The organism is Uliginosibacterium gangwonense DSM 18521, assembly GCF_000373965.1.
Lineage (GTDB): Bacteria > Pseudomonadota > Gammaproteobacteria > Burkholderiales > Rhodocyclaceae > Uliginosibacterium > Uliginosibacterium gangwonense.
On the sequence record NZ_KB892860.1, the window covers coordinates 1 to 12140 of the forward strand.

The following is a 12140-nucleotide window of genomic DNA, read 5'->3' on the forward strand; positions in this document are numbered from 1 at the left end:
CCCTTTGCCAAGGCCGTTGAAGAACTTCTGGGCGCCAAGGTTCAAATCGCCAAACGCAACCAGTTGCATACCTTTGCTGTCCTACCCCAGCGCTGGGTGGTTGAGCGGTCATTTGCCTGGATCGAAAAATGTAGGCGTTTGTGGAAGAACTGCGAGCGCAAACTCAACACAAGCTTGCAGTTCATACATCTTGCATTCCTGGCGCTTTTGCTCAAAAGATCGTGAACAGGTTCTGAGACTCCACATGCGAGCGGCACGATGGCCCATCGCGGTGGCGACCCTGGCGGTCGCCTTCAACGCGCAACAGTCGATCAGTGCCTTTAGTACAACCTGGTGTCGCCCGCATCTTTCCTGACGCGCAATCACAACCAGGAAAGATTGCCTCAAATTTTGCATGACGTATTTGTAATCCCCTGATCACCTTCCTGTTCTCAATGATCTAGATATAAGCGTGATTCATCCGAATTTTCGCGGATAAGTCGTTTTTTAGTAATTGGATACTGACAGGGTACTATTTTTAATTTTCTATGTCATATAGTCATCGTGTGTATTGTCAAACTAACGCAGAAACATTGGAGGTTTGAACATGAAAACACAATGAATTTCCGGATTCGTACTGACTGCAGCACTATCGATTGCAGCCTCCCAATTCGCCATAGCGGAAGACAGCTGCCTTGCAAGTAAACAATTTGAATTTAGAATGAAGAGAATATCGAAAAATATTCCTTGTTCTCAATATCGATAAGCTGGCTCACCTCACAACGCCTTGAATCAGCTGCATGCGATCAGATAGGAAATCCCCAAGGACCGTTCCCCCGCCAAGCCGTATCATTACTCCAAAGGTATTGTCTTACCTGCGTACTACTGCGGGTATTGGTATTCATTGTTGCAAAGGATAATTTTGTTGTTCTGATTATCTGAATCCAGTACCCTTGTTTGCGCTTTCAAGTGGCTTGGTTGGGGTCTGCGTTTCTGCACAACCCCGATTTCACATCGGTATCACTTTGCCAAGGCCCGATGTTCAGATTCGAGAGATTTTGCTTCTCTGGCAGAAGCATGGAATTGGGCCGCAAGCGTGCGACAATGCGACGCCATAGAACTGTAGTCTCCTTTGGGCCGGGAGTTGTAGGACAAGGCCATTTTTTCGTGGAGAACCGCTTCTGCGTTGTAATCTGCCGACTTCTTGGCAAAATAATCTGCCAAACGCGTGTGATCAGCAGGGGTTGATGCACTCAATATTTCATTGGGGATATCGTTCACAGGGGGCGTCGTGGTACATGCTGCGAGTGCCACAAGGATCAATCCGGCGAGATAAGCTGTTTTTGACATGGTGTTTCTCCTGGGACAATTTATGGTGATGTCACGTACCGGAACGCCCAGAAATCCATTGCCTCAATCGCGCTGGACATTCATGTCGGTTAACGTAACGATATGTCATGTGAGCTTTCTCCAGGATGACGTGCCGATTACTTCATTGAAATACAGCCCCAGAACCTTTTGCAGGCGATGTTGCACATCCTGCCCAGAAGCCCTCTTCACTGACTGATGGAGAGGCAGAGCAATCGCTTGAAACACGTCGAAAACATCGGGGTCAAAATGCTTTCCCGAGTCGGCGGTCATCAGCGTGAGACTCTCTTCTGGAGGTAGCGCTTGTTTGTATAGACACCCACAAAACACTCGCGGCTGCGCCGATGACGAATGCGGCTGGAATCGTTTCTGCAACGTCATCACTTGCCGTCACGAGGATGAAAGTGTTTGCTTTGATCCTTGCCTGCATAAGGTTTGCTCGCGTCGCTCTCGGGCATTTTATCGCTTACCATGCCGCCTTTTGCTTCGACATGCGAGTGCCTCTTCATGGCCGGTGCCGATGCACTTGCCTTCGGAGCGCTTGCCGTAGCGTCAGAGGGAGCCGCCTGGGCGGAGCCCCATACAAGTACACTCAGAATCATGCCAAAACCAGTTGCTATCGTTTTCATCTCTATTCTCCAAGCAAAGACGACCATTGATGAAACCTGAAGCGAGCGTCGTCAAATGCCGCCTCACGTATCTAAAGGTTCGCGCCATCGTGGGCGCGGCACTTCTTACACAAATCTTGTCTTTATCCATCGCTACGATGGTTCTTGCTTCCTGCCCCCGGCGGAGGCACCGAGCAGCAAGGCAAAGAGCCCGCCTTCCTATGCGCTTCGGCGTTGCGCTGGCTCCACGCCTGGAAGTGCTGAACCAATCGATTCAGGCTGCCAGCGATATTTTTCAAGCATGTTTTGCTCATCGTGATGCTCCGTACAGTCAGGCTCATGACTTGTAACCGTGTTTGAGCTGCCATTGCTTGACGATGCCGTCGCGCACCGGAATCACCACCAGGTGCTGCGCAACAAGGAATGCATTGTCATGTTCCGGGTTCAAGAGATAGCCGCAGGAGTGGCTGGCCAGTTTTAATCCTGTCTTTCCGGATCGACCGATCTCGCTTTGTCATGCTGGTGCTGATGAGATCCGTGACCATGGAACAGGTGCATCAGGGGGCAAGCCAGCACTAGGGCATATGGCCAGAGACCAAACACATGCCCCCAGTGCTCACGCAGCAGGAAAAAGCCACCCAGCAGGGCCAACGTGACTGTGACAATCAGCCATGGTTTCTTTGTTCCGAAGCAGCAGGGTTTTGCCGAAGATAAATGATTGGATTCATGGTTCATGATGTCCTCCTGTTTTCGCCAAATTGTGGCAACGGAAGGCGCAACGAACCCACGGATGTACCTTCCTGTCTGCAAGGCTGACTATTTCGCTGGTTCGTAGCTGGTTACCGTCAGCGTGCCGTTGAGGTCTTCCGCCACGAAGCGGATTTTGTCGCCAGTTTTGAGTTTTTCGAGCCAAGCGGCGTCTTTGACCTTGAATACCATAGTCATGCCCGGCATGCCAAGGTTTTGCAACGGACCATGCGTCAGCGTGAGCTTGCCCGCAGTTTTGTCGATCTTCTTGATGACGCCTTCGGACATTGGCGAGGTAGCTGTTTCGTGTTTCATCCCGGACATGTCACCCATGTCATGTTTCATGCCAGGCATGCTATCAGCAGCAAAACCAGTGATGGGGGTGGCGAAGATAATGGCGATTGTGGCTGTAGCGAGGGCTTTTTTCATGTGCTTCTCCAGAGGTAGGGTAAGTGATCAGTGCTTGACCAAGAGGGTGCTTCACCCGCTGGTCTGAACGAGCCGCATCGCAACGAGCATCCGGCTGGCTAGGTAAGGCACCAATCTCTCTTGATGTGTAAAGTCAGTATGGCGTGCCGATACCAACACCGGGCTGACAGGGACATTACAAATCTGTCAGTTGAAAAACTTATTTGTTGACTGCAACAACACCTCTCATGCCCGCATCAAAGTGGCCGGGTTGAAGGCAGGCAAAATCGACCCGGCCGGCGCGTGCAAACGTCCATACGATTTCGCTACTGCCACCAGGCGCTACCGTCACCATGTTTGGCTCGCTGTGCTCCATGCGAGGGAATTTCTTCATCAACTCGCTGTGCTCCTTGAGTTCGGCAGCCGCGCCGATGACCATCTCATGTCGGATCTTGCCGGTGTTGGTCACCACGAAGCGCACGGTCTCACCGGCTTTGACCTTGATATCTGCCGGAGAGAAGCGCATGTTGTCCGTCATGTCAATTTTCACGACACGAGTGTGCGAAGTGGCTTTTCCCGGTCTGCCGATGTTCTGGCTCATGTGTGCATGTTCGTTCATGCCATCGTCTTTATGGCCCCTGGCGTGATCACCATTGGCAATGGCGCTGTCTGTCGTGCCAAGCACCACCCCGCATGACAGCAGGAAACTGAATGCGAATGTTTTTACGTTCATGAAATCGCTCTCTGAAGGAAAGTTAAGGGTTTTTGTATCGTCAATGCGGCTGATCCGCCATCATGAGAAGAGAATGAGCCGCAGGCAGAATTCACGATGCCGTAGATGCTGCTATGACCAGACCTACGGGAAGCTGACGAGAAGATTACATCCTTGTCAGGATTCGGAATTCTGTGAGATTCATTCCAAAATGAAGAAGCTAGGTACTGGAGGTGGATGAATATGAAAATACTGATCGTTGAGGACGAACAAAAAACAGGGGCTTATCTCAAGCAAGGACTTTCAGAGGCTGGCTATGTCGTTGATCTGGCCCGCGATGGTTTCGACGGCATGCAGTTGGCGCTGACTGAAGACTACGCTTTGGCGATTCTGGATGTAATGCTGCCCGGCTTGGACGGCTGGCAGGTTTTACAGGCCATTCGCCGGGCAGGCAAGGATATGCCTGTGCTGTTTTTGACAGCACGAGATCATGTAGAGGATCGTGTCAAAGGATTGGAACTCGGTGCGGACGACTATCTGGTCAAGCCTTTTGCCTTTTCCGAATTGCTCGCCCGTGTCCGAACCTTGCTTCGCCGTGGCAAGCCCAAGGAGACCGAGGTTTTGAGCATTGCAGATCTGGAGCTGGATTTACGGCGCCGCCGCGTCACGCGTGCTGGCCAGCGCATCGACCTGACGGCCAAGGAATTTGCGCTGCTGGAGTTGCTTATACGGCGTCATGACGAAGTATTGCCGCGTTCTCTGATTGCCTCGCAGGTGTGGGATATGAATTTCGATAGCGACACGAACGTGATCGAAGTCGCTGTGCGCAGACTGCGCGCAAAGATTGACGATGACTTTGACATCAAACTCATCCAGACCGTGCGTGGTATGGGTTATGTATTGGAGAGTCCGGTATGCTCCTGAGTAATCGGCGCTCTCTGACGCTACGCCTGACCCTATTGTTTGCCACGGGCTCCACCTTGGTACTGCTGGCGCTGGGCTACGTAATTGAACGTTCCGTGGACCGGCACTTTACTGAGCAGGATCTGGAAGTCCTGAATGGGAAAATGGAGTTAGCACGACACGCATTGGCGCGCACACGTTCTCCGGCTGAACTCAAAGAGTTGCCGCAACGTCTAAATGACTCTCTGGTCGGACATCATGGCGTATCCATTGCAGTAGTCTCTGGGGACGGAAAAACATTGTTTTCCACGCCCAGCATGCGCTTTCCCGAAGTTCTACTGAAACAGGACACTTCTTCCGACAAGACCCCACCTTTCATCTGGAATGAACAGCAGGACAGCTATCGCGGCATATCCAGCCTGGCTCCGGTTGGTATCGCCCACGAGCCGCCAGCACATATCGTCGTTGCGATCGACATTTCCAGCCACCGGATGTTTTTTGAATCCTTCCGCATTACGCTATGGTTGTTCATGGCACTCGCTGCCGTGTCGACAGGAATATTGGGTTGGATCGTGACGCGACGCGCCTTGGTTCCCTTGCACGAGATGAAACGTGTCGCCGATCAAGTGACGGCAAACAGTCTTGGGTATCGGTTGCCCGTGGACTCCGTACCGGTAGAACTGGCTGAACTGGCTCACACGTTAAACGAGATGCTTGTTCGACTGGAAGATTCCTTCAAGCGCCTGTCGGACTTCTCATCCGATCTCGCACATGAATTGCGCACGCCAATCAGTAATCTGATGACGCAGACTCAGGTGGCTTTGGCGCGCCCACGTAGCGAAGACGAATACCGCGAACTGCTGTACTCGAATTCCGAGGAGTTCGAACGGCTGGCGCGCATGATTTCAGACATGCTGTACCTTGCCAAAGCAGACAACGGTTTGCTTGTTCCAGACCTCGAAAGCATTGATCTTGCACAGGAGGTCCAGGAACTGCTCGACTTCTATGAAGCGCTGGCAGAAGCCAGTGATATCAGGCTGTATTCAACCGGTGCGGCACATGTGAAAGGCGACAAACTGATGTTGCGCCGTGCCATGAGCAACCTGTTGTCCAACGCCCTGCGATATTCCGAAGCAGGCAGTTCTGTGCGGGTCAACATAGCGCAAGATTCACATGGGACCACGCTTGCCGTCGAAAACCATGGTCAGACAATAGCGCCAGAACACTTGCCAAGGCTGTTTGACCGCTTTTACCGCGTTGATGCTTCTCGCCACCGCGCAAGTGAAGGGGTCGGCCTGGGGCTTGCCATTACCCGTTCAATCATTCAGGCTCATCGAGGAAGCATTGCGGTGACATCCACGAATGGCCTGACGCGAGTCACGATTTCCTTGCCACAGGCAATCGGCATTGATGCTTTGGAATACCCTAATACGGGCCATGGCAATCAAGCCGCATAAGCCATCTGACCGAGGCAGGAGAGATGATCATGATCAAATATACAAAACCGTAATCTGCTTATTCATTCCCATCTTGATGAGCGCATGTGCATCATCGGCTTATGAAGGGAAGTACAGCTGGGATGACGGCTGGAGAAAGGGCCATATCATGGATGTCGGACCATACAGCCGCACCAAACACTATGCTTCTGACACTTGCGCAAAAAACCTTCAAGTGAATGCTGCCGACAAGATCGCTATTGCTGAATTCCAGAATGGTCTGGCATAGGGATCGTGTGATCTCAAAACAGACTGAAGATGCGAACTCGAAGATAGGGGATCTTGTGTAGCCGCTTGATGATTGCGCCGTCGTCGAAGGCGTAGGTTTTTTCCTCCACGGCGACTGTATATCCCTGGTCTAGCCAGGTTTCTTGATTCGAATTTTCAAGATGTGCGGTGCGTGGCGAAGGAATCTAAAATATATCATTAACATAATTGACGAGATGATCGGCATAAGCGATGGGCTGTGTATTCATAGACTGCTTAGTTTCAATGGTCTGCTAAATAACAGATTAAATCCTACGCCCAGAGCAGATGCGTGAGGACGCACCGCACAACGATCTACAATCGCGTGTGCTACGCTGGACTTCCCATACGTTTTTTTCCGACTTCTGGAACGCTTCCTTGTTGAGCAACGCCTCGTGAGATGGTGTCCCGTCCTCCCTTCTCAAAAACCATGCGTGCCTACCAGACGCGGAAAGCGATATACCAAGCGCTACAGACGAGGGCGGGTGCTGCAAGCGCAAAAGGCGCGGCCAGCCAGCGTCGCCAGGATGCGGCCGACCCTCGCCGGATTTGCCGCAAGGCCAGCGAGGCTGCCCATAGTCCCGCCCCACCCAGTAACACCACCCGCGACACGCTGATCCAACTCAACTGGAAACCTTCCCCGCGCAGAAGCGTTACGGTGGTCATCGACAGACCGACGATTACGCTCACGCCGCCCAAGGGCAAAAGGGTGATGGCCTGCACCTTCCAGCGCCCTGGCCGACCATCCGATAGCCATGCGGCGACTGCGCTGGTGGCCAGCGTACCGCCCCCCACAACTACGGTAGTCGCGCCGATGTAAGCCAGGATCATGAAACCATCGAGCCAGCTGAAAACGTCATTGTTTTCCGGGAAATGGGTCAGCACAAACCAAGGGATGTCATTCGACAGCGCCCACCACCACTCACGCTCAATAAGCCATTGCGCGGCCCATTGCTTGGCCATGACAAACCACGGACTCATACTCCAGTGGAAAGCACCCGTGGCTACGCCGAGGAGTCCGAGACACAGTGTTAACACTTCCTCGCGCGTCACGCTTGCTGGCGTAGCCGAGAGGATTTCCGCAGATGGCGCGCGCAACGCCAGGCGTACCGCATCGCGGTGGCCAGCACAGCGCCCGCAGGCATGGCAAGGGCCGGAGGAAGTCATGCGCCGGACATCCACCAGCGGGGCGCAATCCACCGGTTTGAGCATGAGGTCGCGCGTGCCTGCAATATGTACGGGCAGCCAGTTATCCCAGGCGCTGCGGTCGACCTTGAAATACAACGGCGCCATACGGCTCATGAGGTGAAACACGCCTGAAGCCGGGCACAAGTGACGACACCAGACTCGCTTGCCGCGCCCATAGATGCTACCGACGACAATGGCCGCCGCAGTTGAACCGCCAAGAATCAGCAGAGCCGGAAGCGGATATTCGTAGACGCTGATGAGCTGGCCATACAGTGTGGTGGTGATGAATGCCACAGTGGGCCAACCGCTCCACTTGAGCCAGCGCGGCACGGGCAACCCGCGACCAAAGCGGCTGGTCCATTCGGTGAGCGCGCCCTCTGGGCAAAGGGTTCCACACCACAGGCGGCCGACACTCATGGTGGCCAGAATCACACCGGGCCACCAGATGCCCCAGAAGACGAACTGAGCGATCAAGGTGAGGCTGTCGGTCATGTGCCTGGCACCGTCCGGCAGAGGGAGACAGGCCGGGATGATCAGCAGTGCGAAATAAATGACGACCACACACCACTGAAGCGCCGTAATCCAGCCGCGATTGGCCGCCATCCACAGCCCGGCCCGCTCGACGAGGCGAGGCAAACCGTGAGAACCCGGCGCAGCCTGACATGCTGTATTCATCAGGACTTCTCCGGTGCTCGGCGCATCTGCCAGAAGATCAGGGCCGCCCATGTGGCAAAGGCCAGCAGCCACAATAAGCTGGGCTGCGCCCGGTAGCCGACGTAGTCGGCAAATACACGGCCAACTCCATGCATATCATTGAACCAAGCGCTGGCGTCCCAGACCGGGTCAGCCAAGCGGGTGAGCCAGTCACGCGCCAACACACGGTCAATGCCGGTGGCCAGCATCGACGCTGCAATCGCCAGCAACAGCCCCTCGCTGATGCGCAGTACCCAACTCATGCGGATGTAGCGCGCGCCACGCACGCCCAATACGGCCGTCGCGCTGGCCGCCGCGATGCCGATAGTGATACCACCAGCCATTCCTGCAGCACCTTGGTCCGCGCCCTGCACAAAGGCACCAAACAGGAACATGACCATTTCGATACACTCGCGGGCAACGGCGAATCCCGCCACCAGGGCCACTCCAAGCTGTCCCCCAGCCTTGTCGGCCTGACGATGCAGATGTGCCTTGAGATGTCGCGCATGCGCGTGCATCCACAGCACCATCTGTGTGATAAGTGCCCACGTCAGGAAGAGCAGCAGAATCTGGAAGATGTCCAGCGCATCCCCCGAGAAGAATTCCCGTGCAACCGTTGCCGCGATGGCCACAAGCACTGCACAAGCGATCCCACCACTGACACCGAACAGTACCGCGCGTCGATATCGTGTCCGATCAGATTGCATATTGGCCCACGCCAGCAGGATGCCAACCACAAGCATTGCTTCCAGACTCTCGCGCCAAGCAATGACCAAGGCATTTGTGAACATGTTATTGCACTGTAATATTGCAGACTGCAGAATCGGGGTGGAAATCGCCAAACAGACGGATGCGGTCACCTGATTTTCGTGGTGGCAACACGGCAAAGCTTTCTGCCCCTTCCGCCAAAACCTTCTCTATGCGCATCTCCGCGATTTCAAACTCCTCCGGGCCGGGCCCCTGATTCTGGAAGATGAGCTTGACGCGTTGTCCGGCTGGGATCACCAACTTATCCGGTATCAGGTGACCACCTTTGGCGATCACGGTAAATACGGGCGTTTCGGCAGCCGATGCCACAGCCACGAAAGCTGTGAGCATCACCATCACTCCAAGGCGGCGTGTGTTCATCAGAAGCTCACCTTGGCGCGCACACCGTAGGCAAAGGCGCTCTTGGCATCGGGGTTCCCGGCTGGATTGACGAGGTATTGCAGATCCGGGCTGAGCACAAAGGCTTTGTTGACCTGATAGCGGTAAAACAGCTCGTACACTTTCTCGGCACCACTTGCCTGATAGGCTTCAAGCGTTGGCGATGCCTCTTTCCAAGCCGCACTCGTCTTGAGCCATCCAGCAGCAAGACCGATGGCATCTGCCCCGCGATCCCAGGCATTGCCTGAAAGCTCTGCGCCAGCGCTAAACGAGCGGTCGAACTTCACCTTGCCGCTCATCTGGTGACCGTAGCGGCTAAAGAGGGTGACACCCCCTGGGAGGCGTTGATCGATGGAAACGCCCCAGCCGGTGTGCGGCGCAATATTGCCGTCAAAGTTGTTGCCGCGACCGTTGCGCCAAGCGTAGAAACGGTAGGTGCCATCCAGTCCCTGAAAGAGCTTCAGACCGCGTTCAGCCTGCGCAATCACGAAGGGCTGGCTGAAACTGGTGTTGTAAGTGGCACCGTTGCCAGAACCCAGCATAGCTGCGGAAATCTGCCAGAATTGAGTGCCTTCGGACTCATCCCGGTAGGCGAACCGGACTCCGGGAGAAAATCCATACGAATCCATACCGATATCGCCACCGGAGTCCAGTTGCGCGTTGTGCACAAAGACATTGTTCAGAAACCGGGTAGATTCGTCATCCGCGATGCTGTTCTGGTCAAAGAAGACGAAGGGGTCCATCTTGCCCAGCGTCATCTGGAAACGCCTGCGCGCCTCGGCCGATTCCTGCCCCGGCTCTGGCAGTGCGAAATCTAGTTGGTAATAGGCTTCTGCGACCAGGGCGGTGGAGTCGGACGCATCCGAATTGCCGCCAAGCCTGAAAGCGGTGGTGTTGATGTTATTGGTATAAGTCGACTTCATCTTCGACGTCAGGCCTTCGCCCTGGCCCACACGCAGATGGGCGAATACCTTGCCGGTGGTCGTCCCGGACACCCCAGCAGGCGCTTCGATGGTCACGTCACCGCGCCAATTCAACTCAGACCCTTTGTGCCCGGACTGCATGCCTGCTGCCTGGGCCGACTGACCAACCGTCGTCAGGCTGCCGTGGACGGCGACACCGGATAGCGCTTCCAGAATGCCTTTCTTCTCGCGCAGTTCCGTGGTCTGCGTTTCCAGCACTTTCACCCGAGAAGCAATCTCCGGGTCCGAGTCACGCAGGTATTCGCTGCCAAGCGCCTTGTTGAGCGCCTTATTCTCATTCTCAAGCGCTTCCAGACGAGCTGACATCGCTTTCATCTGGGCCTTGAGTTCTTCAATGTCAGACCCTTGCGCCCACGCAGGCAACACCGGCAATGCGGCGAGGATTGCCGCAGCCATCACTTTCTGGGCTATTTGCACGATCAATATCCACCCTTCTTGCCGATTCCCGCGAAGGTGAAGTCATATTCGGCAATGAAAGGCTTGAACCAAGGACCGACGCCGGTCTGGCGATCCACATGACGACCAAAATGGTTGTGCATGTTGGCCGAAGGCGGTGCAATGGTGAGCTTGAGGTGATACTGGCCGGGTCCAGAGAGCTTCACGTTGTCGCCATAGTGCGGACCATCATTGGCCACCATGGGCATCATGTCGCCTTTGACCACGTCGGGAGAGCCCTTCTTGGTCAGTTCATAACCCACCACGAGGTAGGGCACCCAAGAACCTTCCGGGAAGCCATTGACGTTGCTGGCCAGCGCGGAAATATCTGCCTCCAGGTGGACGTCCGAATCTTTGGCGTCCCGCATCATGCCTTCCGGTTCCATGACGACCGGCTGCAAATAGACGGCCCCAATGTGCATCCCCGCCATCTGTTGCGGCTTGCCAATCGGATACTCCACAGCATCGGCAGGGGCTGCAAAGCCCGCCAGCGCAGCGCTCAACACACAGACGGAAGTGATTTGACGAAACGAAGGCTTGAACACTTAAATCCCCTTTCAGCAACGCAATTGATCGTGAAGGGATTTTATTATTAATGAGAATCATTCGCAAGAGAGAGTGATTGTTAGTTACAATAAGGGGTCTCGTGCTTTGTTACAGCAGCCGGCAAAAGATGGCATCGAACAGATAAAATTGGGGGCCTGGCTTCCTGCCTATCAACCAAAGCGACAACATGCAGGTTTGGCTGGTACAGACTACAACTGGTATTGTTTATCTGAAGTGTGTGCCAAGAGACAGGCGAGATACCTAATCCGAGCCCAGACCAATCGGGGAATCCCCCCTGCTTTGCCGAGGAGACCGTAGAAGTGTAGCGCCCATCAGAGAGACTCCTGTGGTGAGCCGCCAAGCACGCTTGAAAGAAGCCACCCGATGGACGCATCTGAAANCCTAAGTTACAGCCGGTGGGCGTGTAAATAAATTCGGTAATCCCCCGGCTTTGCCGGGGGACTCGCCAGGTTTGACCGTGTGATACGGTGACCTAGAAGCTTCTGTCTCGACCAAGAGATAGGAGTTTCCAATGCAAGAGTATCAGAGCCTGAGCCATACGACGTGGGACTGCAAATATCATGTGGTGTTCATTCCGAAGAAGAGGAAGAAGGCGATCTTCGGAGCGATTCGCAAACATCTAGGCCACATGCTCCATGAGTTGGCGTGTCAGAAGGAGTGC

At 54.6% G+C, this 12140-nt stretch carries 14 protein-coding genes; 4 read left to right on the plus strand and 10 right to left on the minus strand.

Annotated features, from left to right (window positions below; genetic code table 11):
• Nucleotides 1-225, plus strand: a 225-nt coding sequence (locus tag B145_RS0116130) for a transposase (RefSeq protein ID WP_018607456.1), incomplete at its 5' end; no start/stop codon positions are given.
• 774 nt (nucleotides 226-999) lie between these two features.
• On the opposite strand, the gene B145_RS0116135 is transcribed toward B145_RS0116130, so the two are convergent.
• From B145_RS0116135 to B145_RS0116170, 5 genes are all read right to left on the minus strand, one after another.
• On the minus strand, nucleotides 1000-1329 hold the full coding sequence (locus B145_RS0116135; RefSeq protein ID WP_018608681.1) for a hypothetical protein: 330 nt from the start codon (nucleotides 1327-1329) through the stop codon (nucleotides 1000-1002).
• Nucleotides 1330-1727: 398 nt separating this feature from the next.
• Nucleotides 1728-1976 carry a hypothetical protein gene (locus B145_RS25950; RefSeq protein WP_018608685.1) on the minus strand — a complete coding sequence of 83 codons (249 nt, stop codon included), beginning with the start codon at nucleotides 1974-1976 and terminating at the stop codon, nucleotides 1728-1730.
• A 456-nt stretch (nucleotides 1977-2432) separates the two neighbouring features.
• Nucleotides 2433-2690, minus strand: coding sequence for a DUF2933 domain-containing protein (locus tag B145_RS0116160; protein ID WP_018608691.1), 258 nt, complete (start codon nucleotides 2688-2690; stop codon nucleotides 2433-2435).
• A gap of 81 nt (nucleotides 2691-2771) precedes the next feature.
• A complete protein-coding gene (locus tag B145_RS0116165) occupies nucleotides 2772-3131 on the minus strand; it encodes a copper-binding protein (protein ID WP_018608693.1) in 360 nt (119 codons plus the stop codon).
• 199 nt (nucleotides 3132-3330) lie between these two features.
• Nucleotides 3331-3843, minus strand: a complete 513-nt coding sequence (locus B145_RS0116170) for a cupredoxin domain-containing protein (protein WP_018608695.1) — start codon at nucleotides 3841-3843, stop codon at nucleotides 3331-3333.
• A gap of 222 nt (nucleotides 3844-4065) precedes the next feature.
• On the opposite strand from B145_RS0116170, the gene B145_RS0116175 reads away from it, so the two are divergent.
• Nucleotides 4066-4746 carry a heavy metal response regulator transcription factor gene (locus tag B145_RS0116175; protein WP_018608697.1) on the plus strand — a complete coding sequence of 227 codons (681 nt, stop codon included), beginning with the start codon at nucleotides 4066-4068 and terminating at the stop codon, nucleotides 4744-4746.
• Nucleotides 4737-6182, plus strand: a complete 1446-nt coding sequence (locus B145_RS0116180; protein WP_018608699.1) for a heavy metal sensor histidine kinase — start codon at nucleotides 4737-4739, stop codon at nucleotides 6180-6182. The genes B145_RS0116175 and B145_RS0116180 overlap by 10 nt, the downstream gene beginning before the upstream one ends.
• A gap of 723 nt (nucleotides 6183-6905) precedes the next feature.
• On the opposite strand, the gene B145_RS0116190 is transcribed toward B145_RS0116180, so the two are convergent.
• Genes B145_RS0116190 through B145_RS0116210 form a run of 5 tightly spaced genes read right to left on the minus strand, consistent with a single transcriptional unit; the run spans nucleotide 6906 to nucleotide 11457 of the window.
• Nucleotides 6906-8330, minus strand: coding sequence for a 4Fe-4S binding protein (locus B145_RS0116190; RefSeq protein WP_018608703.1), 1425 nt, complete (start codon nucleotides 8328-8330; stop codon nucleotides 6906-6908).
• Complete coding sequence (locus tag B145_RS0116195; RefSeq protein WP_018608705.1) at nucleotides 8330-9139, minus strand: FTR1 family iron permease; 810 nt, start codon at nucleotides 9137-9139, stop codon at nucleotides 8330-8332. Before B145_RS0116195 ends, B145_RS0116190 begins: the two co-directional genes overlap by 1 nt.
• Nucleotide 9140: 1 nt before the next feature.
• Complete coding sequence (locus B145_RS0116200) at nucleotides 9141-9476, minus strand: cupredoxin domain-containing protein (RefSeq protein ID WP_018608707.1); 336 nt, start codon at nucleotides 9474-9476, stop codon at nucleotides 9141-9143.
• Nucleotides 9476-10894 (minus strand): carbohydrate porin, encoded by a 1419-nt coding sequence (locus tag B145_RS0116205; RefSeq protein WP_051082617.1) that lies wholly within the window; start codon nucleotides 10892-10894, stop codon nucleotides 9476-9478. Before B145_RS0116205 ends, B145_RS0116200 begins: the two co-directional genes overlap by 1 nt.
• A 2-nt stretch (nucleotides 10895-10896) precedes the next feature.
• Nucleotides 10897-11457 carry an iron transporter gene (locus B145_RS0116210; protein WP_018608710.1) on the minus strand — a complete coding sequence of 187 codons (561 nt, stop codon included), beginning with the start codon at nucleotides 11455-11457 and terminating at the stop codon, nucleotides 10897-10899.
• Nucleotides 11458-11990: 533 nt separating this feature from the next.
• On the opposite strand from B145_RS0116210, the gene B145_RS25960 reads away from it, so the two are divergent.
• The coding region (locus tag B145_RS25960; RefSeq protein WP_018608712.1) for a transposase at nucleotides 11991-12140 on the plus strand (150 nt) is incomplete at its 3' end.

What these genes read in the sequence shown, in the direction of transcription:
- B145_RS0116135 (WP_018608681.1), bottom strand. Translation starts at nt 1,329, where the DNA reads ATGTCAAAAACAGCTTATCTCGCCGGATTGATCCTTGTGGCACTCGCA.
- B145_RS25950 (WP_018608685.1), bottom strand. Translation starts at nt 1,976, where the DNA reads ATGAAAACGATAGCAACTGGTTTTGGCATGATTCTGAGTGTACTTGTA.
- B145_RS0116160 (WP_018608691.1), bottom strand. Translation starts at nt 2,690, where the DNA reads ATGAACCATGAATCCAATCATTTATCTTCGGCAAAACCCTGCTGCTTC.
- B145_RS0116165 (WP_018608693.1), bottom strand. Translation starts at nt 3,131, where the DNA reads ATGAAAAAAGCCCTCGCTACAGCCACAATCGCCATTATCTTCGCCACC.
- B145_RS0116170 (WP_018608695.1), bottom strand. Translation starts at nt 3,843, where the DNA reads ATGAACGTAAAAACATTCGCATTCAGTTTCCTGCTGTCATGCGGGGTG.
- B145_RS0116175 (WP_018608697.1), top strand. Translation starts at nt 4,066, where the DNA reads ATGAAAATACTGATCGTTGAGGACGAACAAAAAACAGGGGCTTATCTC.
- B145_RS0116180 (WP_018608699.1), top strand. Translation starts at nt 4,737, where the DNA reads ATGCTCCTGAGTAATCGGCGCTCTCTGACGCTACGCCTGACCCTATTG.
- B145_RS0116190 (WP_018608703.1), bottom strand. Translation starts at nt 8,330, where the DNA reads ATGAATACAGCATGTCAGGCTGCGCCGGGTTCTCACGGTTTGCCTCGC.
- B145_RS0116195 (WP_018608705.1), bottom strand. Translation starts at nt 9,139, where the DNA reads ATGTTCACAAATGCCTTGGTCATTGCTTGGCGCGAGAGTCTGGAAGCA.
- B145_RS0116200 (WP_018608707.1), bottom strand. Translation starts at nt 9,476, where the DNA reads ATGAACACACGCCGCCTTGGAGTGATGGTGATGCTCACAGCTTTCGTG.